Genomic DNA, 20,137 nt, shown 5'->3' with positions numbered 1-20,137 from the left:
TTAAAAAACTATTAAGGATTGATTATGGCTACGGCAACAAAGAGCAAAACTCCTATTGATGCAAAACAAGAGATTGAAGCACCGCTAACAGATAAAGCGACATCAGCAGCGCATGACGCAGTTGATGCATTATCAAGTAAAGCGGCGGTAGCTGAAAATGGTGTTCGTAAAGGCGCAAGCAGCTCAGCTGAAACGCTTAATGAAAAGCAGTTAGCCGCTCGTGAGAAACTAGCAGAGTGTTCGTCTAAAACGCGTCAACTCGCATCAGAAAACCCATTAGCAACGGCGGGTCTGGCGTTTGCTGCTGGTATGTTAGTTACAGCACTGTTTCGTCGTAAGTAATACTAATGCAAAACCAACACTCAACACCAAGTGAATCACAAGGGACAGATTCGCCGTCATCGGCAAAACACGCCGATGACTGGCAAGATCATGTTGCTAAGCTTGCTGACTATGCAGCGCAGCTCAAGGATGATTATCATCAACAAGGAAAGTTGACACATCAGCTGGCAATAGCAGAGTGGAAGCTATCGCTAAGATCCTTAGCACTGATCACCATTCTACTAGGATGTTTTGCCAGTGGCTTGGTGTTACTGTGGGTGGGGTTTTTAGGTATTGTAGGCTTTGCCACCTTTGATCTGTTTAGCTCTATCTGGCTGAGCATTGCAGTGGTGATCAGCCTACAAATTTTATGCTTAGTTTGGCTGTGGCGAAACGCCGTTTATCTAAGCAAAAAAATTGGCTTTACTAAAACGCTAAATAGCCTAAGGCAGCTGCTTAAATTATAAGGCACACACTATTATGTTAATCAATTATTTGATCAACTCACCGAACGCTCGCGTGCAACAGCTAGATAAAGAAGTTGTTATGCGATCAGAGCTAAAACGTCAGCATCTTGCAGCTATAAAATACAGAGCCAAACGCTTTGCAGCAACAAAAGTGGGGCTCGCCAGTGCGTTTGCAGCTGGCGCTGTAGTTGAGTCTGCTAAAGGTGATGCTAACACGATAAAAAAATACACTTGGTTATTAAAGCTACTTGCTTAAAAGTCATTCGCGCATCGATTTATCACGACAATGAGCCAAAAAAACCATTTTGATAATCGCTAACAGCTTGGCGAATTTCAGCCTCGGTGGTCATCACAAAAGGTCCCATGTGCGCAATTGGCTGGTTAAGTGGATCGCCTGCTAAAATAAGGACCCCCGCCGTTTTCTTTGCCTGCAATGCAATGTCACTCAATGGTTCTAATATAAGCAAATTACCCGCATTAAATACGTCACCGGTCTGAGATATTAATGAGCCTGTATGAATATAAATCATCACTTTTTGCTGTTTTAAAGCCGGTAAATTAAGCCCTTCACCCGCAGGCAAAGCTACATCAGCTATAGCACCATTAGCAGCTAAATTTTGTAAGCTTGCAGCCAATTGGTGTGATTCAAATTGCCATGTACCTGCTAAGGCTTTAAGTGAAACACCTTGTTGATTAGTAAAACTCGGTGCTGGATGCTCTGTGGTATCTTGGTATTGAGGCTCACGCATTTTTTGAGCACTTGGCATATTGAGCCAAATTTGAAAACCATGTAAGCCTTGTTCAGCATCGGCAAGGGGCATTTCACTGTGCATAACACCGCTACCGGTACTCATCCATTGTACGTCACCCGCACGAATCGCCTTTTTGTTACCCATTTGGTCTTGATGTTCAAACCCGCCTTTTAAAATATAGGTAAAGGTTTCGATCCCCCTATGAGGATGAGGAGGAAAGCCACCAATATAATCACTTTCATCGTCAGATTTAAGTTCATCTATCATTAAAAATGGATCTAAATATTTACCATCAAATCCTGGAATACGACGAATATTAACACCATCCCCATCTTGGGTAGCATAAGCAGTTAGTACTTTGGTTATTTTCATTTTTGTTGCCTAAAATAGGTTAAGTAAAAGTATAAAATATTAATTTATTATTATGACTCTACCCGAAAATTAATTAATAAATTTCAGTTATATACAATAAAAGTAAATTTAATATTTGCGATATAACCTTAGTACATTAAAGGTTATTTATAGTAGAATTATTGGTCAGAGTTTTACCCTATATTTATTTGGATACGATTATTTTTACTGCATCATTAAAACATCAGCTTTATCGACTACTTATGCTAATTTGCATGCCTGTAGCTGCTGTCATTTTAGTAACCTTGTGGTTTAGTCGTGACGCGGCTATTAAAGAGCACGAGAAAAAAGTGCGCTCTATCACTGAGCACCTAATTATCAAGCAGCAAAGCATGATTAATGATGTAGAGCATATTACTGAGTTTTTAGCAAAAAAGCAGAAAGACATTAAGTCTTTATCTTCTCGCTGCCCTTCGTATTTTTTAGATGTTAAGGCACTCAATGGCAATATCGCGAATATTGGTTTAGTAAACAAAGACGGCGATTTAATTTGTTCCTCAAATAATGGTGCCCCTAATATCAACGTTAGTGATCGTCCCTACTTTAAAAACGCACTCGCCAGTAAAGAGTTTAGTATTGGCCATTTCCAGCACGATCGCAGCCTTGAAGCCCAGAGCATTAACTTTGCTTCCCCTATTCTTAATGAAAACAATGATATTGAAGGCGTGATAGTAACTGTAATTGCTTTAGACTGGTGGAGCTCGGCACTTAATAGCTTGAATTTACCGACAGAAGTTCGAGTCGCCATCACTGACTCTAATAATCTTATTTTAGCCAACTCCCCTTTTTCAGCCGATAGATTAGGTTATAAATTGGAAGAGTTTGATTTAGAACATAATTTACAAGCAGGTGTCATTTTTAAAGGAAAAGATGGTATCCGTAGAGTTTTTCATCAAACGACTCTCTATCGAGATGGCAATGACAATAAGCTCTCTATTTATATTACTCAACCAATAGATAAAACACTTGAGCGGATAGATATTAACTTTGTAAAAATGGTTTTAGGATTTTTAATGACCATTCTTCTTTTAGCTGTATTAGCTAGACGACTGGTCAATAAAAGCATTTTAAATCCGATTAAAAGTTTAACGCAGGCGGTTAACCGCTTAGCGGCCGGTAATATGCCTCATGACGATGAGCAGCCCAATAGTCCTGAGCTAAATAGACTTTACCATCGTTTTAAATACATGGCCGAGACTCGCTTAACGGCTGAAGCATGCCTTAAACATAAGCATGACGAGCTCAATAGCCTGCTTAATGCATTACCCGATGCTTTTTTACGCGTAGATGCCAATGGCAATATTCTTGATACCGGTGGACGTATTAAATCGTTAAATTATAGCCATTCAACACCCCCTAAAAAATTATCGTGTTTATTCTCTGATGCTAATTTAAAACAAGTGCAAGGGTACTTAATACCCCTGAACGCCCCTGTCACTGTTGAGCTTGAACATAAACAAGATAATCATTTTTATGAAGCTAAAATTAGCCCAATGAAAAAAGCCGATGAGTTTATTATCGTTATTAGTAACATCACGCAACGAAAGCAAAATCAAGAATCGTTGCATTTAGCGTCATTAGTTTACAACAACAGCAGTGAAGGCATGGCAATCACGGATGAAAATGGGGTTATTTATGATGTGAATCCTGCGTTTTGTGAAACAACTTTGTATTCTCGAAAAGAAGTACTCAATCAAACTATTGGTATTTTATCATCGGGTAAACACGATAAGCAGTTTTATAATTACATGTGGCAATCGCTCAATAAAACAGGGCGTTGGCAAGGTGAAATAACCAATCGTCGTAAAAATGGCGAGCTGTATGTTGAATGGTTAACCATCGATACTATTTACGATAAAAATAAAGCCCCGACTAGTCGTATTGCTATTTTTACCGACCTAACCGAGAAAAAACAAGCAGATGAATTAATTTGGCGACAAGCGCACTTTGATCATTTAACCGACTTGCCTAATCGATTAGAACTAAAAGAGCGCTTAAACCTACGATTCGCAAACCTTACCAATGCAGATCAAAAACTGGTCATTATGCTATTAGATATTGATCATTTTAAAGATATTAACGACACATTGGGCCACCATTACGGCGATAGATTACTTAAGTTAGTATCTGAGCGAATTGTGCAAACGGCCAAAGAGGCTGACTTTGTAGCACGAATTGGCGGAGACGAGTTTGTTGTTGTATTTAGTGATTTACATGGCAGCGATAATATAAAGCAAATGGCAAAATCACTTTTGCTTAGCCTTGCCTCCACTATTTTTATTGAAGATGAAAAAGTGTATATCAGTGCCAGTATTGGTATTGCCTGCGCGCCAGATGATGGCCAAAATCCAGAGCAATTACTTAAAGCCGCTGACCAAGCTATGTATAAAGCAAAAAATAGCGGTCGCAATGGCTTTGAATTTTTCTCACATGATATGCGTGAAGATGCAAACGCAAGAATGCAACTACTCAAAGAGCTTCGCTCAGCTATAGAGCTAGAACAATTTGAGTTATATTATCAGCCTATTGTATCCCTTAATGATTTACACGTTCATAAAGCTGAGGGACTTATTCGTTGGCAACACCCAGAAAAAGGCCTGATCAGCCCTGCTGACTTTATTCCTCTTGCTGAAGAAACCAGACAAATAAATGCGCTGGGTCAATTTGTATTTGCTGAGGCACTACAAACACTTAATGATATTAAAAAACACATTCAAGATGAATTTCAAATAAGCATTAACGTTTCACCAGTGCAATTGGCAACCGTCGATAGCGGCATAGACGAATGGTACGATATGCTAGCAACGGCAAATATACCAGCCTCAGCGATTGTGGCCGAAATTACTGAAGGCTTAATGGTTAACCCTGAAGAACTTACCCAAAGTCGTTTGAAAGCCTTGGTTAAGTCAGGGATGCAATTGGCCCTTGATGACTTTGGCACCGGTTATTCATCGCTTGCTTACTTGCAAGAAATGGATACCGACTACCTAAAAATAGATAAACGCTTTGTTGATAATATTCAAAAAGGCAGTCAAGAGCTGGCTTTGTGTGAAGCAATTATCATGATGGCTCATCAGCTTGGTTTAAAAGTGATTGCCGAAGGCATAGAAACAAAATTACAAATGGATTTATTACTTGAGGCCGGTTGTGATTATGGCCAAGGCTATTTGTTTTCAAAGCCGCTGCACAAAGCCTCGTTTATGCAGCTGATAACAACAAATCAAGTAATTAGTTTGAAATAAAAGTCATTTAGCCCTAATACTGGTTACTTTGTGTCGAGGTGGTCTGCTACATACGCACCTCGCTGCCCTCTTTTTTTATCTGGTCCAATGGTGCTGTCTTGAGCGGTTTGCTGCTCTAACGCAGCATTGATTGTGGCTCCCAAAATAATGATATAAGCGCTAATAAATAGCCACATAAGCATAATAACCACTCCACCTAAAGAGCCATATGTTTCGTTGTAACTAGCAAAATGAGATACATAAAATGAAAAGCCAAAAGATGCCACAATCCATAATACGGTGGCGGTGAATGAGCCCACGGTAACCCAGCGCCATTTAGCTGCTTTTCTGTGAGGCGCATAACGGTATAAAATTAATAATGCAAAGTTAAAGGTCAATGCCAGCAACGGCCATGATATAAGCATGATTAAAAAATCAATACTCTCTTTAATTCCGAGTAAATTAAGCGCTAGCGGTAATATACCTATAATTACCAGTGCTATTACAGCCACCACAATTGCACCCACTGAAAATAACAAACGCACAAGTTGCGCCTTTAAGAATGAGCGTTTTTCGTATTCGTGATAACTAATATTACATGCTGTGATCAACGCTTGGCTGCCCTTAGAGCTACTCCAGATAGTTAACAGTAAAGTACCCAGCGCACTAAGGCTTAAACTAGTTTGTGACTTTTGCGCAAGACTTGAAACTTGAGATAAAATAATTTCTTGAGTGCTTTGTGGTAATAACGCCATAAACTGACTTAAATACACACTAATATCATTCGGTGATGTAAAATAAGCATACACAGACACCAATGCCGCAATGGCGGGGAAAATAGCCAGTAACGCATAAAATGCCACGCCAGCCGCCACTAAAGATAAATTATCACGGCTCATTTGTTTTACTATTCGCCTTGTAATATCCCACCAGCCACGCAGAGGGATATGGTTAGGCTGCTTGGCTCTTTGGCCACGCTTAAAGTCACTCATAGTTAACTCCCTTTTCCTAATTAAGTAGCAAAATGTTTGCCAAAAAAATACTGCTTGGTATTAGGGTCTGTTGAACTTTCAAGGTTAAATTTGCAGCAGTCTGTTTGGTGTTTAGGCAAGGCAGAGCCTAAGTGGTGTGGTTACTCCCCATAAATAGGCGATAACGTAGCATTAATGCCAAACAGGCACTGCCCGAAGGGTTCTGCCTAGGGGCAATTAACTCTTTGTTGCTCGGCTTTTACTTAGCCCACTAGGTTACAAACCTCGCGCCGCGATTAAATTGCCCCTAGTTTGAACAAATATTAATACGCAAAGGTCAACAAACCCTAGACTTGCTGCTATTGTTTAACACAGACCCTAATTACTTCGACCTAACACGGATGACCTCTATGCTCAATGCTTTAATTGCAACACTCGCTAATAACACATCAATTCCAGCAATCGACACCGTTAAGCCAAACTCAATTTCTTGGAGCTTTTTAAAAGATCAAAGCGTGCAATTACTACACACATTCATGCAATTACTGCCCACTTTATTATTAGGGATTGTTATTTTGGTGATTAGTTATTTAATTGCCACACCATTATCACGCTTGTTAATCAAGCCTGTTACTTACATGACCAAGAGTAAATTAGTACATCTAGTTGCTAGGCGAGGTATTAGCACCTTAATTATTTTACTCGGGTTTTATCTATTTTTACGCTTGGCAGGACTTACCGAATTCGCGGTCGCAATTATGAGTGGCACCGGATTAATTGGGCTTATTTTAGGCTTTGCCTTTCGGGATATTGCTGAGAACTTTATTGCCAGTTTACTTTTAAGTGTACAGCGTCCATTTAAAATAGATGATGTAATAGAAGTTGATGGCAGAATTGGTATTGTTAAAAAAGTAACTGCACGGGCAACCACTTTAGTTGACTACGATGGCAATCATATTCAAATACCCAATGCGACTGTGTATAAAAATACCATTAAAAACTTAACCGCTAATCCAAAAATGCGCGGTCATTTTTCAATCGGTATTGGCTACGATAATGACATTCGCGACGCACAAAGTTTGGCAATTAGTATAATATCGCAGCAAACCTCTGTGCTTAGCGATCCACCTCCCCAAGTATTGATTGATAACTTAGGCTCCGCCACTATTAACTTTACCGTTTACTTTTGGGTCAACGGCGAACAATACAGCACGGTAAAAGTAGCCTCACAGCTTATGCGAGAGTTAATCAATAGTTTTACGCAACATAATATAAGCATGCCTGACAATGCCAGAGAGCGTATATTGCTCAATAGCCAAGGTGAAGATATTTATCCCATAGCAAGCGAAGCTAAAACAGAGACAACAGAAGAAATTAACGAGCAATCACATATTCAAAAACATAAAACCACAGAGCATGAACACAGTATTGATGATGTAAGCAGTGATACGGATGATATTCGCGAGCAAGCCGATGAATCACGCGATCCTGAGCAGGGTAAAAATATTATATAGATAGGTTCGAGGTTCGAGGTTCGAGGTTCGAGGTTCGAGGTTCGAGGTTCGAGAAATTTAAAAGCTTTGCGGTTAACATTACAAGGTTTTTTATGCCTGAAGGCGATAGTTAGTCTCGCGTCGAGTTTAGGTTTTAAGCCCGCAACCTGACAGCTTATTCCAAACACAAAAAAGCCCGCAGCGTTAACTGCGAGCTTTTTTATTGAATGAGTGAGTCAACCGGTAAGCCGGGTTCTGTCCTTTCCGAAGAAAGTGATAATCATTCGTCTAGGCCATAAATCGCTCTATGGCTCAAGCAACCTACCCGGTTCCAACGTGGGCCACGCCATAAGGAACCCTATTTGGTCTTGCTCCGAGTGGAGTTTACCTTGCAACCGACTATTACTAGCGGCCCGGTGCGCTCTTACCGCACCCTTTCACCCTTACCAATCCGAAGATTGGCGGTCTTCTCTCTGCTGCACTTGTCGTGGGCTCACGCCCCCCAGCCGTTAACTGGCACTCTGCCCTGTGGAGCCCGGACTTTCCTCCCCCTGCGCATTTTCGTTGCAGGCAGCGATTATCTTGGCTAACTCGGCGCGCAGTATACATGAGAGCACCACACTACGCAGTAAACATTTACTGTTTTTCTTCAATAATTGTTTTATACAGCGCGTTTTTCTTCATACCAAAGTAATCGGCCACCACGCCACAGGCTTTTTTCATTGGCATTTCGTTTTCAAGTAGCGCTAACATTTTGCGTGCCTCTGGCGGAATATCGTCAACTACCTTAGGTTTACCCGGCAGCATGAGTACTATTTCACCGCGCTGTTTAGTAGGATCGTCAGTTAAAAACTGCTTTAACTCAGTCACTGTGCCATTAAAAAAGGTTTCAAATGTTTTAGTGAGCTCTTTGGCAAATACCACTTGCTGCTCACCACCTAGCGCTGCTTCTAAATCGTCTAAGCTTGCCATAATACGGTGGGTACTTTCATACATAATACTGGTAATACTTGAGTTAACCGCATCAATAAAAAAATCTTGGCGTGCTTTACTTTTAGCGGGCGTAAAGCCAACAAACTGAAAACGGTCGGTTGGAAGCCCTGAACAACATACCGCCGTAATAGCAGCGCATGCACCAGGTACAGGTGTTACAAGTGCGCCCTGCTCACGGCATAAATTAACAACGGCATAACCAGGGTCGCTTATAAGCGGCGTGCCGGCATCGGATACTAATGCAATATTTAACCCTTGATTAAGTTGGTCGATAATTTGCTGCGCTTTTTGCTTTTCATTATGGTCATGTAACGCAAAGGTTTTAGCCTTAATACCAAAGTGGCTGAGTAGCTTGCCAGTATGGCGAGTGTCTTCAGCAGCGATTAAGTCAACCTGCGATAATGTCGCGATTGCACGCTGACTTAAGTCGTCATAATTGCCGATTGGGGTGGCAACAACGTAAAGAGTGCCAATTTTCTGTGAATTCTCCTCATTTAACATTGAGGTCTCCTGCGTCAGTCAGTAATATAAGCAAATCGCGTTAACGTATGGGAAATCATTGTGCGACTTAAACTAGTTAGTCTATTAATTATATTGTCAGGGTTATCGGCGTGTAGCACAACCGAAAAACCAACTAAAACCAGCGATAACTTAAATAGCAGTGCCAATACGCTGAAAAATGAAGCTCTGAACGCGCAATCGATTTATCAATTAGCGCAAAACCGTTTTGGTGCAGATAAAATTCAACTGCTTTATAGTGCCCGTGATAGCGCCATTACGGAAGAAAACTGGCCGCTACTCGAAACAATATGTAGCGAACTTGCACTTACTGCCAGTGTTGATCAAATTCAAAACCGTTTATATATTGCCTTTGCACAAAAAGAGCAGAATAAAAACCAGCAAGCACTTGAAGTATTAAACTCACTTGAGGGACAACTCAAGCAACCCGAACATTTTGCCTGGCACCAATTTTTAACTGCCAGCATTTTTGCTTCTCAAAACTTGCCAAAACGTGCTGCACCCTATTTTTTTGCGGCGTCAGAATCTGCAACTAAAAACACTATTTCAATTCCTCAGCTTAGTGATGCACTTTGGAAAAATTTAAAGCAACTCTCATCTTACGCATTAGAACGATTTAACCGTGGTTCTGTGATCCAACAAGGTTGGGTTAACTTAGCTTTGTATCATCAAGTTTACGCCAACAGCTCGGTTGATTTAGACCAAGCCATTAATAATTGGCGCCGCCGTTACCTGGGGCATCCTGGTAACAATGTACTGCCAAAACAAGAAACGTATGCTAATGAATTAGCGCCAATTAATATTGAGCGTTTGGTTGTTTTACTGCCTCAGTCAGGTGCTAATAAGCGCCTTGGGGATGCCTTAAAAGCCGGTATATTGGCAGCGCTTGATAAAAAAGAGATCAACGAAACACTGTTTATAGATGAAAACACTGAAACAGAAGCGTTGAGCGCACAAATTTCTCAGTTACAGCCTGACTTTGTTATTGGTCCACTATTAAAAGCCAATATAGATAAGCTCGCTAATACCAATACATTACTCGATATACCCACCTTACATTTAAATACCTTTGATGGCGAAAGAACCTCGCTGCAACATTACTTTTTTGCGCTTAATCCTGAACATGAAGTACAGCAAACGCTAGAGCACTTTTTAGCACAGGGTTATCAAAAGCCGATGTTGCTAGCGCCAAATAATACCAATGGCCAGCGCTTAGTTGACTACTTTAATCTGCAGTGGCAACGCTATAGTGAAACAACCACGCAAGTTGGTTTTTACAACGATAACAAAGATATGCCCAATACGATTACTAGCTTGTTAGAAGTTGATAAGTCAAAAGAGCGTATTAAATCTGTTAAAGCACTTTTTAATAAAGAAGTTGAAAGCGAAACACGCTCACGTGGAGATATTGATGCCATTTACATACTCGGCGACGCCATTGAAACCCGATTAATTAAGCCTTACCTTGATGTTAATGTGAGTACCTTTGCCGATAGAATTCCTATTTACGCCAGCTCTAAAAGCCACAGTAAGCAAATAGATACCACTGACAAAGGTGATTTAGACGGACTCTACTTTACTGAACTGCCTTGGATGTTAGACTCACAAATTAAGCAACATAATCTGCGTCAGCAATACAATGATTTATGGCCTGAACAAGCCGATATAAGCCAACGTTTATTTGCGATGGCTTATGATTCCGTCACCATGCTTAACGATATTAGACAATTGAGTGTTACACCCGATAAATACTTTTCAGGGTTGAGCGGTAAATTGTCGATTAATAGTGCCGGTGATATTGAACGTTCACTGCAATGGGCTCAGTACAGCAACCGCCGAATAAAACCGGTGGAGTTAAAAACACAACGCCCTGTACCGCTATTTATGCAATCAGCTAACGATGGCATAACCATAATTAACTAAGGGGTCGACATGTCGTGGTTTAAACAGCTGTGGCAAAATAGTCGTGAAAAAGGCCAGTATTATGAGCGCCAAGCGCAAAAGTATTTAGAAGCACAAGGCTTAAAAGCGATTGAGCGTAATTACTACTGCCCCTATGGCGAACTTGATGTCATTATGAAAGACGGTGACACCTTAGTGTTTGTTGAGGTTAAGTTTCGTAAAAATAATATAAAAGGCGGCGCTAATTATGCTTTAAGCCCGCAAAAGCAAGCAAAATTAAGACGAGCTATTTATCATTACCTCGCGGCTAAAAATTTAAAAAATCAGCCATTACGTATTGATTATGTTGCTATAACAGGCGAGCCATCACTACACATAAACTGGCTAAAAAACGTATTTTAATACCGAGCACATACAAATGAGTGAGCAATTATTACAACAGCTAAATTGCATAATGCGTAGTTAAAAATTAACAAGCTGCTTCTAAAAATCATCATCCTTAATAAAGCGGGTGTGAGCTCACACAGAATTAGATATTAATTGTTGGTAATCCATGCAAGACACAATAAAAGAAATTTTTAAAGAAAGTATTCAAGTTCAAATTGCAGCAGGTGAAGTACTTCCTAGCGCATTGGAGTCAGCGGCATTCACCATTGCACAAAGCCTGATCAATGGTAATAAACTGATATGTTGCGGCACAGCAAACTGCCACATGTTGGCACAACACATGGCTGGCGTATTAGTAAACTTTTACGAAACAGAGCGCCCTTGCTTACCTGCAATTGCCCTTTCGCAAGAAAATATTAACCTAGGTCAAGGCCATCAAATAGATGACCACGATACCTTTGCACGCCAAGTACGTGCCTTTGCTCAGCAAGGTGATTTGCTCCTTGCATTAGCAATTAATGGCAATGAAAAACATATAATTTCTGCAGTAGAAGCGGCACTAACCAAAGATATGAAGGTCATAGTAATGGTAGGTGATGATGGCGGCGAACTCGTTGGCTTACTTGGGCACAACGATGTAGAAATACGTACACCGTCTAAACGCCCTAGTCGCATTATTGAATCGCATTTAGTTAACCTTCACTGTTTAAGTGAATTGGTAGATTTAACTCTTTTCCCGCAGGATGAAAATTATGTTTAAACGCTCCCTGATTATTTTAGGCACCGTTGTGTTATTACAAGGTTGTGCTGCTGCTGTAGTGGCTGGCACAGCCAGTGCTGTTACTGCAGCAAACGATAGACGAACCATTGGCTCGCAAATAGACGACAACAACATTGAAATAAAAGCCAGCATTGCTATTAGTGAAGATGAACGTCTTAATAAGTTTGCTCATATCAGCGTTATAAGCGTTAATGGCGTGGTTTTAATGGTAGGGCAAGTTCCGAACCAAGAAATGAAAAACCAAGCGTTTAAAACCATTGAGAACCTATCTGGCATTCGTAAAATTCACAACCAACTACGCATTGGCTCTAATATTGGTATTACCACGCAAACTCACGACTCATGGTTAACCTCAAAAGTAAAAGCGCAGCTTTTAGCGGCTGAAAACATCAGCAGTAATAATATAAAAGTAGTGACTGAAAATGCCGAAGTATACTTAATGGGGCTAGTATCTGACGCTGAAGCAAACCAAGCCGTTAATATTGCCCGTAATATCTCTGGCGTAGAGCGCGTTATTAAAGTGTTTGAGTATTTGTAAAAAATAAGGTTCGAGGTTCGAGGTTCGAGGTTCGAGGTTCGAGGTTCGAGGTTCAGAAATTTAAAAACCTTGCGGTTAACATCGCAAGGTTTTTTTATACCTGTAGCAGCGGGTTCACCCCGCGTGTATTAGGTTCAAGGTTTTAGGTATGAGGCCCGTCGCTCGTGAACTTAAATCAAACTTGCACGGCGTAAAACATTTTTACCACAGAGTACACAGAGACGCTTCGCGCTACACAGAGAAGACAGGACAAATAAAACATGTCTTTAATCATTTCCTCTGTGTGCTCTGCCACCTCTGTGGTGAATAAAATCTCTTTAAGATCTTTTTGCACAAAGAGAAGTGAATGAGGAGTAAATGAGAAAACAATAACCATGAGCCCGAGTGATTAATTGTTTTTTCACTAGCTCTAAAAGCACAGCGTCTCTTAACCTCTTTGTGAATAAATTTATTACCTAAAACCACATGCGCGGAATAAAGCCCCGCCTACAAAACATTTCTTACCACAGAGAACACCGATGCGCTTCGCGCTACACAGAGAAGACAAAGCAAATAAAACATGTTTTTAATCATTTTCTCTGTGTGCTCTGCACCCTCTGTGGTAAATAGAATCTCTTCAAGATCTTTTTGCACAAAGAGAAGTAAATGAGAAAACAATAACCATGAGCCCGAGTGATTAATTGTTTTTTCACTAGCTCTAAAAGCACAGCGTCTCTTAACCTCTTTGTGAATAAATTTATTACCTAAAACCACATGCGCGGCATAAAGCCCCGCCTACAAAACATTTCTTACCACAGAGAACACCGATGGCGCTTCGCGCTACACAGAGAAGACAAAGCAAATAAAACATGTTTTTAATCATTTTCTCTGTGTGCTCTGCACCCTCTGTGGTAAATAGAATCTCTTCAAGATCTTTTTGCACAAAGAGAAGTGAATGAGCAGTAAATGAGAAAACAATAACCATGAGCCCGAGTGATTAATTGTTTTTTCACTAGCTCTAAAAGCACAGCGTCTCTTAACCTCTTTGTGAATAAATTTATTACCTAAAACCACATGCGCGGAATAAACCCGCAGCTACACCAATCAATCTCAACCCGTTTCTCGCAGCTCGTCGCCCGTGAACTTTCACCTTTTCCCTTTCACCTTTCGCCTACTTTTAATCAGGTATAAAAAAACCGCTTATTAAGCGGTTTTTATCTAACATTTAAGGGTTATTTTATAACGCGTAAATGTGAGCCTTTTTTCTTTTCAGGCTTATGATCAGGTGTTTCATCAACTATTTCAGGTGATGAATCGACACTTTCAAGCTCTGGAGCAAAATCGTCTTCGTCCTCTAAAAACTCATCTGCAGTAAAGACTGTGCCTTCGCCATTTTCGCGTGCATATATTGCAAGTACAGCCCCTAAAGGCACGTACACTTGCATTGGCTGACCGCCAAAGCGTGCGTTAAAGCTAAGCTGAGAATTATCTAACGAAAACTGCGTAACCGCTGAAGGGCTTATGTTCAATACAATTTGGCCGTCTTGGACAAACTGTGTTGGCACTTGCACTGCAGGAAAATCAGCATTAACCACTAAGTGTGGTGTGCATTCGTTATCAACAATCCAATCAAAAAAAGCGCGTAGTAAATAAGGACGATTAGAGGTCATTATAAACGGATCTCACGCTCTGCTTCAGTTAAAGAAGCTTGGAATGATTCACGTTCAAATAAACGGATCATATACTCTTTAAGTTCTTTAGAGCCTGCACCATTTAGCTCAATACCAAACTCAGGTAAACGCCATAATAGTGGAGCTAAGTAACAATCAACCAAGCTAAACTCTTCACTCATAAAGTAAGGCGCTTCACTAAAGATCGGTGCTATTGCAAGCAATGCTTCTGTCAGCTCTTTACGCGCTTGCGCTGCTTCAGACGTGTTGTTAATGATTTTTTCAGCTAGGCTGTACCAATCAGTATCAATACGGTGCATCATTAAACGACTACGACCACGCATGACCGGGTATACAGGCATTAGTGGAGGATGAGGAAAACGTTCATCAAGGTATTCCATGATGATGTTTGCCTGATATAAACCAAGCTCACGGTCAATCAGTGTTGGCACTGTGCCGTAAGGGTTAATTTCGTGAAGTGCTTCTGGCAGATTATCCTTTTCAGCCATATGAATATCTACACTTACACCTTTTTCAGCAAGTACAATGCGTACTTGGTGGCTATACATACAGTTAGCACCAGAAAAAAGGGTCATTACAGGGCGCTTATTGGCAGCTACGGCCATGCCTACCTCCATTAAATAACTAAAACAGCAATAGGGGCTTAAGCCCCTATTGCAAAATTACCTTTAAATATGTTCAAACTTAATGAACATCTCTCCAGTATTCTTTCTTCAGCATAAATGCCAAGATAAATAGAATCACTAAGAATCCAAGTACCTTAATACCTAGCGCTTCCGATTCGAGACGTGTAGGTTCACCTACATACTCTAGGAAATTCGTTAAATCACGAACTGCTTGGTCATATTCATCTACACTTAATTCGCCCGTACCATCTGTTTCTGTACCAGTAATATGAGTGGTTGTTTTACCATTTACTGTTACTTCTTCAGTAATTGCAGTAGGAACACCTTGCAACTCTTGAAGAACATGTGGCATACCCACTGATGGGAATAACGTATTATTTACGCCAAACGGACGAGATTCATCTTTGTAAAACGATTTTAAATAGGTGTAAATCCAATCACTGCCACGCACACGCGCAACATTAGTTAGATCCGGCGGAGCCGCACCAAACCATTTTGCAGCATCTTCTTTCTTCATTGCATTATTGATATGACTACCTACTTTTGAACCATCAAAAATAAGTTGCTCTTGACCAATCTCTGTTGGAATACCAATATCGCGGAAAGTACGTTCATAACGTTGATACTGCATTTGGTGACAACCAAGACAGTAGTTCATGAACAACTTTGCGCCACGTTGCAAAGAAGGTTGATCAGATATATCGTTACCCGCTTCCATTAGAGGAACTGACGGGCCTGCCGCCATTGCTGGTAATACGTTTACTGATAAAGCGAATAAACCAATAAGTAGCTTTTTCATCATTTCGTTAACCTCTCAGGCAATGGCTTAGTTTTTTCATTCTTACTGTAAACAAATAACAGTACGAAGAACATAAAGTAAGTCACAGTACAGATTTGCGAAACAAGCGTTTTAAAGTCAGTTTGAGGTGTAGCACCAACCCAACCTAAAAGAACGAAAGTAACTACAAAGCCTGCAATGTTCCATTTGTGGAAACCACAACGGTAACGAACTGAACGAACCGAACCACGGTCAATCCAAGGCAATAATGCTAGCACGACAATAGATGCACCCATTGCTGCAACACCCATTAGCTTGTCTGGAATCGCACGTAAGATTGCATAAAACGGCGTAAAGTACCAAACAGGGAAAATATGCGCTGGTGTTTTAAGTGGGTTTGCCGGTTCAAAGTTTGGCGCTTCTAGGAAGAAACCACCCATTGCAGGCATAAAGAACACCACCCAACAGAACAAGATTAAGAAGCCAACCACACCCACAATATCTTTTACTGTGTAATAAGGGTGGAACGGTATCGCATCAATAATGTCTTTTTTATCTGTGTAGTATTCATGGAACTTAAATTTAGGCTTGTCTTCTTCAGCCACGGTTCCTTTTTTACGTTTGTTATCAATACCGTCAGGGTTGTTAGAACCCACTTCGTGCAATGCAACAATGTGTAAAAATACTAAGATAACAATAACCAGTGGTAATGCTATTACGTGCAATGCAAAGAAGCGGTTAAGCGTTGCACCCGAAATAACGTAGTCACCACGAATCCACAGTGTTAAGTCATCACCAATTACCGGAATAGCGCCGAACAGTGAAATGATTACCTGTGCACCCCAAAACGACATTTGACCCCATGGTAATAAGTAACCCATGAACGCTTCAGCCATTAGGGCTAGGAAAATAAACATACCGAATAACCACAGTAATTCACGTGGTTTTTGGTAAGAACCGTAGATCATGCCACGGAACATATGCATGTAAACAACGATGAAGAACGCAGATGCACCCGTTGAATGCAAATAACGTAATAACCAACCGTACTCTACATCACGCATGATGTATTCTACTGATGCAAACGCACCTTCAGCAGATGGTACATAGTTCATCGTTAACCAAATACCGGTAAGGATTTGGTTAACTAGTACTAACATAGCGAGTGAGCCAAAGAAGTACCAGAAGTTAAAGTTTTTTGGTGCTGGATACTGTGCAATGTGCATGTTCCAAACACGTGTCATTGGGATACGGTCGTCTATCCACTCAACAATTTTTCCAAACATTAGGCCACCCCTTGTTCTTCGCCCACTAAAATAGTGGTCTCATCAAGAAAAGTATATGGTGGAACTTCTAAATTTAATGGTGCAGGTACCGATTGAAATACACGGCCGGCCATATCAAACTTAGAACCGTGACATGGACAGTAAAAACCGTCATCAGTCCCTTCCACTTTCTCACCAAAGCCACCTTGTAAAAAGCTAGGTGAACAACCCAAATGCGTACAAATACCTACAGCGACAAAAATCTCTGGGCGTAATGAACGGAAATCATTGGTTGATGATTCTAATTGTTGTGGCTCTTGCGATTGCGGATCACGAAGTTGACCTTCATGTTCTTTCATCTGCTCAAGCATTTTTGGGGTCCGTGATACAACCCATACAGGTTTACCACGCCACTCGACACGTATTAATTGTCCTGGCTCAAGTTTGCTGATATCTACTTCTACAGGCGCACCCGCAGATTTAGCTCGCTCACTTGGATTCCAAGACGCAATAAAAGGAACAGCAGCCCCAGCCGCACCAACACCACCAACAACAGAGGTAGCTATGGTTAAAAAGCGACGTCGGCCATTGTCTACAGGCGCATTGCTCATCCACTTATCTCCACTATGATTCTCAACACTTGCTATATTGAGAACATCAGTTACAGCAGGTTAATTTTTCGAATTTTAAAAGAGAAACGATCATAATTAAAACCCTTGTTTAAAACAAGGTTATTCACAGCCTCCTGCTCGAATAATCCTGACTTGCTCAAATAGTTGATTAAGTTAGCTCGAGTATGAAACCAAATGACTATAGTATCGCTTCCGTAAAAACAATTTGTAAACAAGTACAATCTCACCAACTAAGTACAGTAACCACTGAATTTGGCGACATTAAACTCATTCACTTTATTTGCCCGCCAATTGTAGCAAAAAAATTCACCAATTAACTGATGGATTTAAACTAATTGCGATAATTATTTAACTTTTTTTGCGTTAGTCGGTCATTTTTAAGCTTTCGTTCAATAAATACGCATACTTGGCCTATTTTGATCAAGCTAATGTCGACATTAGTCTTAAAGGGAAAATTGAAGATGAAAGGTGAAAGGTGAAAGGTGAAAGGTGAAAGGTGAAAGGTGAAAGGCGAAAGGCGAAAGGCGAAAGGCGAAAGGCGAAAGGCGAAAGGCGAAAGGCGAAAGGCGAAACATACTCATATATTTTTGAATGAATATTAATTTTGAACCTCTTATTTCCAAGCATCGATTGATTTCATCAATGCTGAAATCATACGGGAAAGCTCACGAGTTTCCTCAATCCATTCAGTGGCCTTTGTCGTATCAACCTCTCCTATTTTTAATGCAATGTAAATTTGAGAGCGTAATTCTCCACAGCTCCCCTTAGAATATGATAAAAATCGAGTATAATCTTTAGGTGTTACTCGTTCATAACCCTCAGCTATATTTGAAGAAATTGAAAGTGCAGATCGTGTTATTTGATCTTTTAAACCAAACTCTTTGCTCTGCTTAAAATGTAAATAAATCTCGCAAGCTAAATCGGCTGAACGTTGCCATACCCTTAAATCTTCAAACCTCATAACATAACCAGTCAGCTGAAACATGCTTAACTTATAACTGTAAAATAAGAAAGACACAAAGCTTAGATCAAACTTATAGCTTGAACCTTAAACCTTGAGCCTTGAGCCTTGAGCCTTGAGCCTTGAGCCTTGAACCAAAATCTTATAGCTACAAAACAAAAAACCCAGCATAAGCTGGGTTTTTGAATTCTTGATAACGTAAAAATTAACGTTTTGAGAACTGTGGACGCTTACGCGCTTTCTTAAGACCCACTTTCTTACGTTCAACTTTACGTGCATCACGAGTAACGAAACCTGCTTTACGAAGTTGTGGACGTAATGACTCGTCAAACTCCATAAGTGCACGAGTGATACCGTGACGGATAGCACCAGCTTGACCAGTAGTACCACCACCGGCAACGGTGATGTGAAGGTCAAATTTTTCAGTCATGTCTACAAGCTCAAGAGCTTGACGAACAACCATGCGTGCTGTTTCGCGACCAAAGTACTCTTCTAAAGAGCGCTTGTTGATTACGATGTTACCAGTGCCTGGGCGTAAGAATACGCGAGCACTTGAACTTTTACGACGACCTGTACCGTAGTATTGATTTGCCATGATAGTGCTCCTTAAATGTCTAGAACCTGAGGCTGTTGTGCAGCATGGTTATGCTCAGTACCCGCGTAAACTTTAAGTTTGCGGAACATAGCGCGGCCTAAAGGACCACGTGGCAACATGCCTTTAACAGCTTTTTCGATGATCATTTCAGGCTTTGCAGCTTGAAGTTTATCAAAAGTAGTAGACTTAAGACCACCTGGGAAACCAGAGTGAGCGTAGTACACTTTATCTTTGAATTTGTTACCAGTAACAGTAACTTTCTCAGCGTTGATAACGATGATGTAATCACCAGTATCTACGTGTGGTGTGTACTCAGCTTTGTGCTTACCGCGTAGGCGATGAGCGATTTCAGTAGCGATGCGACCTAAAGTTTTATCTTCAGCGTCAACTACGTACCAGTCACGTTTTACTGTTTCTGGTTTAGCAACAAACGTTTTCATTTATAAAAATCCAATGTTTTTCAATTAAAACCACAGGTAGTTATGTTTAACTACCGCTCTAAGTATGCTACAACCCCTTCGAGTTTTAGACTTTTTCGCCGCTCACAAGTGGCTAAACTATATGAGGACATAGAACGCAACGTGGCAGACGCGGGAGTATACCAGCACTTAAATCACATTGCTACCGGCCGGTTGTTTTTTCCGCAAGAAAAGTTATTACTCAGCGGTCAGCGGTCAGCGGTCAGCGGTCAGCGGTCAGCGGTCAGCGGTCAGCGGTCAGCGGTCAGCGGTCAGCGGTCAGCGGTCAGCGGTCAGCGGTCAGAAAAGCTAATTATAACTTTAGAGTCAACAGAAAATACTTCCTTGCTGAAAATAGATATTTGTAGTTAATAAAATATCAACTAGGATAAAAAC

At 40.7% G+C, this 20,137-nt stretch carries 20 protein-coding genes and 1 other RNA gene; 9 read left to right on the top strand and 12 right to left on the bottom strand.

The window, feature by feature from the left end; genetic code table 11:
- Positions 1–24 precede the first annotated feature (24 nt).
- From PSM_RS02450 to PSM_RS02440, 3 genes are read left to right on the top strand one after another with little or no spacing between them, the layout of a single operon-like run.
- On the top strand, positions 25–342 hold the full coding sequence (locus PSM_RS02450; protein WP_013464052.1) for a hypothetical protein: 318 nt from the start codon (positions 25–27) through the stop codon (positions 340–342).
- 5 nt (positions 343–347) lie between these two features.
- On the top strand, positions 348–788 hold the full coding sequence (locus tag PSM_RS02445; RefSeq protein WP_013464051.1) for a hypothetical protein: 441 nt from the start codon (positions 348–350) through the stop codon (positions 786–788).
- 13 nt (positions 789–801) lie between these two features.
- Positions 802–1,044, top strand: a complete 243-nt coding sequence (locus PSM_RS02440) for a hypothetical protein (RefSeq protein ID WP_008110702.1) — start codon at positions 802–804, stop codon at positions 1,042–1,044.
- Between the two features lie 22 nt (positions 1,045–1,066).
- Here PSM_RS02440 and PSM_RS02435 read toward each other — a convergent pair whose 3' ends face one another.
- Positions 1,067–1,912 (bottom strand): pirin family protein, encoded by an 846-nt coding sequence (locus PSM_RS02435; protein WP_013464050.1) that lies wholly within the window; start codon positions 1,910–1,912, stop codon positions 1,067–1,069.
- 254 nt (positions 1,913–2,166) lie between these two features.
- On the opposite strand from PSM_RS02435, the gene PSM_RS02430 reads away from it, so the two are divergent.
- Entirely contained in the window at positions 2,167–5,193 is a 3,027-nt protein-coding gene (locus PSM_RS02430) for a bifunctional diguanylate cyclase/phosphodiesterase (protein WP_013464049.1), read from the top strand.
- Between the two features lie 23 nt (positions 5,194–5,216).
- Here the strand turns inward: PSM_RS02430 and PSM_RS02425 are convergent, their stop codons facing one another.
- Entirely contained in the window at positions 5,217–6,164 is a 948-nt protein-coding gene (locus tag PSM_RS02425) for a YihY/virulence factor BrkB family protein (protein WP_013464048.1), read from the bottom strand.
- A gap of 389 nt (positions 6,165–6,553) precedes the next feature.
- On the opposite strand from PSM_RS02425, the gene PSM_RS02420 reads away from it, so the two are divergent.
- Complete coding sequence (locus PSM_RS02420; RefSeq protein ID WP_013464047.1) at positions 6,554–7,657, top strand: mechanosensitive ion channel family protein; 1,104 nt, start codon at positions 6,554–6,556, stop codon at positions 7,655–7,657.
- 207 nt (positions 7,658–7,864) lie between these two features.
- Here PSM_RS02420 and rnpB read toward each other — a convergent pair.
- Positions 7,865–8,230: RNase P RNA component class A (rnpB, locus tag PSM_RS18310), an RNA gene on the bottom strand.
- 42 nt (positions 8,231–8,272) lie between these two features.
- Positions 8,273–9,130 carry a 16S rRNA (cytidine(1402)-2'-O)-methyltransferase gene (gene rsmI, locus PSM_RS02415; RefSeq protein WP_008468384.1) on the bottom strand — a complete coding sequence of 286 codons (858 nt, stop codon included), beginning with the start codon at positions 9,128–9,130 and terminating at the stop codon, positions 8,273–8,275.
- A gap of 60 nt (positions 9,131–9,190) precedes the next feature.
- On the opposite strand from rsmI, the gene PSM_RS02410 reads away from it, so the two are divergent.
- The 4 genes from PSM_RS02410 (at position 9,191) to dolP (ending at position 12,756) form a co-directional block, all read left to right on the top strand.
- Positions 9,191–11,071, top strand: a complete 1,881-nt coding sequence (locus PSM_RS02410; protein ID WP_013464046.1) for a penicillin-binding protein activator — start codon at positions 9,191–9,193, stop codon at positions 11,069–11,071.
- A 9-nt stretch (positions 11,072–11,080) separates the two neighbouring features.
- Positions 11,081–11,452 carry a YraN family protein gene (locus PSM_RS02405; protein WP_013464045.1) on the top strand — a complete coding sequence of 124 codons (372 nt, stop codon included), beginning with the start codon at positions 11,081–11,083 and terminating at the stop codon, positions 11,450–11,452.
- Positions 11,453–11,603: 151 nt separating this feature from the next.
- Positions 11,604–12,197, top strand: coding sequence for an SIS domain-containing protein (locus PSM_RS02400; protein ID WP_013464044.1), 594 nt, complete (start codon positions 11,604–11,606; stop codon positions 12,195–12,197).
- Positions 12,190–12,756 carry a division/outer membrane stress-associated lipid-binding lipoprotein gene (gene dolP / locus PSM_RS02395; protein WP_013464043.1) on the top strand — a complete coding sequence of 189 codons (567 nt, stop codon included), beginning with the start codon at positions 12,190–12,192 and terminating at the stop codon, positions 12,754–12,756. Before PSM_RS02400 ends, dolP begins: the two co-directional genes overlap by 8 nt.
- A 1,211-nt stretch (positions 12,757–13,967) precedes the next feature.
- Here the strand turns inward: dolP and PSM_RS02380 are convergent.
- The 8 genes from PSM_RS02380 to rplM all read right to left on the bottom strand — a co-directional run bounded on the left by PSM_RS02380 (position 13,968) and on the right by rplM (position 19,723).
- Positions 13,968–14,405 carry a ClpXP protease specificity-enhancing factor gene (locus PSM_RS02380; RefSeq protein ID WP_013464042.1) on the bottom strand — a complete coding sequence of 146 codons (438 nt, stop codon included), beginning with the start codon at positions 14,403–14,405 and terminating at the stop codon, positions 13,968–13,970.
- A complete protein-coding gene (gene sspA, locus PSM_RS02375) occupies positions 14,405–15,031 on the bottom strand; it encodes a stringent starvation protein SspA (RefSeq protein WP_013464041.1) in 627 nt (208 codons plus the stop codon). Before sspA ends, PSM_RS02380 begins: the two co-directional genes overlap by 1 nt.
- A gap of 79 nt (positions 15,032–15,110) precedes the next feature.
- Positions 15,111–15,854 carry a cytochrome c1 gene (locus tag PSM_RS02370; RefSeq protein ID WP_008110862.1) on the bottom strand — a complete coding sequence of 248 codons (744 nt, stop codon included), beginning with the start codon at positions 15,852–15,854 and terminating at the stop codon, positions 15,111–15,113.
- Positions 15,851–17,116, bottom strand: a complete 1,266-nt coding sequence (locus PSM_RS02365; protein ID WP_008110864.1) for a cytochrome b — start codon at positions 17,114–17,116, stop codon at positions 15,851–15,853. Before PSM_RS02365 ends, PSM_RS02370 begins: the two co-directional genes overlap by 4 nt.
- Positions 17,116–17,706, bottom strand: coding sequence for a ubiquinol-cytochrome c reductase iron-sulfur subunit (gene petA / locus PSM_RS02360; RefSeq protein ID WP_008110867.1), 591 nt, complete (start codon positions 17,704–17,706; stop codon positions 17,116–17,118). Before petA ends, PSM_RS02365 begins: the two co-directional genes overlap by 1 nt.
- Positions 17,707–18,340: 634 nt before the next feature.
- Complete coding sequence (locus tag PSM_RS02355; RefSeq protein WP_041695837.1) at positions 18,341–18,688, bottom strand: four helix bundle protein; 348 nt, start codon at positions 18,686–18,688, stop codon at positions 18,341–18,343.
- 205 nt (positions 18,689–18,893) lie between these two features.
- Positions 18,894–19,286, bottom strand: a complete 393-nt coding sequence (gene rpsI, locus PSM_RS02350) for a 30S ribosomal protein S9 (protein ID WP_024600778.1) — start codon at positions 19,284–19,286, stop codon at positions 18,894–18,896.
- Positions 19,287–19,294: 8 nt separating this feature from the next.
- A complete protein-coding gene (gene rplM / locus PSM_RS02345; protein ID WP_008110876.1) occupies positions 19,295–19,723 on the bottom strand; it encodes a 50S ribosomal protein L13 in 429 nt (142 codons plus the stop codon).
- Between the last annotated feature and the right edge of the window lie 414 nt (positions 19,724–20,137).

Source organism: Pseudoalteromonas sp. SM9913 (genome assembly GCF_000184065.1).
Lineage (GTDB): Bacteria > Pseudomonadota > Gammaproteobacteria > Enterobacterales > Alteromonadaceae > Pseudoalteromonas > Pseudoalteromonas tetraodonis.
Note: the sequence above shows the minus strand (reverse complement) of the source record. Positions and strands in the feature narration are given on the sequence as shown.

What these genes read in the sequence shown, in the direction of transcription:
- PSM_RS02425 (WP_013464048.1), bottom strand. Translation starts at nt 6,164, where the DNA reads ATGAGTGACTTTAAGCGTGGCCAAAGAGCCAAGCAGCCTAACCATATC.
- PSM_RS02430 (WP_013464049.1), top strand. Translation starts at nt 2,167, where the DNA reads ATGCCTGTAGCTGCTGTCATTTTAGTAACCTTGTGGTTTAGTCGTGAC.
- sspA (WP_013464041.1), bottom strand. Translation starts at nt 15,031, where the DNA reads ATGGCCGTAGCTGCCAATAAGCGCCCTGTAATGACCCTTTTTTCTGGT.
- rsmI (WP_008468384.1), bottom strand. Translation starts at nt 9,130, where the DNA reads ATGTTAAATGAGGAGAATTCACAGAAAATTGGCACTCTTTACGTTGTT.
- rplM (WP_008110876.1), bottom strand. Translation starts at nt 19,723, where the DNA reads ATGAAAACGTTTGTTGCTAAACCAGAAACAGTAAAACGTGACTGGTAC.
- PSM_RS02440 (WP_008110702.1), top strand. Translation starts at nt 802, where the DNA reads ATGTTAATCAATTATTTGATCAACTCACCGAACGCTCGCGTGCAACAG.
- petA (WP_008110867.1), bottom strand. Translation starts at nt 17,706, where the DNA reads ATGAGCAATGCGCCTGTAGACAATGGCCGACGTCGCTTTTTAACCATA.
- PSM_RS02445 (WP_013464051.1), top strand. Translation starts at nt 348, where the DNA reads ATGCAAAACCAACACTCAACACCAAGTGAATCACAAGGGACAGATTCG.
- PSM_RS02365 (WP_008110864.1), bottom strand. Translation starts at nt 17,116, where the DNA reads ATGTTTGGAAAAATTGTTGAGTGGATAGACGACCGTATCCCAATGACA.
- PSM_RS02450 (WP_013464052.1), top strand. Translation starts at nt 25, where the DNA reads ATGGCTACGGCAACAAAGAGCAAAACTCCTATTGATGCAAAACAAGAG.
- PSM_RS02355 (WP_041695837.1), bottom strand. Translation starts at nt 18,688, where the DNA reads ATGAGGTTTGAAGATTTAAGGGTATGGCAACGTTCAGCCGATTTAGCT.
- PSM_RS02380 (WP_013464042.1), bottom strand. Translation starts at nt 14,405, where the DNA reads ATGACCTCTAATCGTCCTTATTTACTACGCGCTTTTTTTGATTGGATT.
- PSM_RS02405 (WP_013464045.1), top strand. Translation starts at nt 11,081, where the DNA reads ATGTCGTGGTTTAAACAGCTGTGGCAAAATAGTCGTGAAAAAGGCCAG.
- PSM_RS02420 (WP_013464047.1), top strand. Translation starts at nt 6,554, where the DNA reads ATGCTCAATGCTTTAATTGCAACACTCGCTAATAACACATCAATTCCA.
- PSM_RS02400 (WP_013464044.1), top strand. Translation starts at nt 11,604, where the DNA reads ATGCAAGACACAATAAAAGAAATTTTTAAAGAAAGTATTCAAGTTCAA.
- dolP (WP_013464043.1), top strand. Translation starts at nt 12,190, where the DNA reads ATGTTTAAACGCTCCCTGATTATTTTAGGCACCGTTGTGTTATTACAA.
- PSM_RS02370 (WP_008110862.1), bottom strand. Translation starts at nt 15,854, where the DNA reads ATGATGAAAAAGCTACTTATTGGTTTATTCGCTTTATCAGTAAACGTA.
- PSM_RS02435 (WP_013464050.1), bottom strand. Translation starts at nt 1,912, where the DNA reads ATGAAAATAACCAAAGTACTAACTGCTTATGCTACCCAAGATGGGGAT.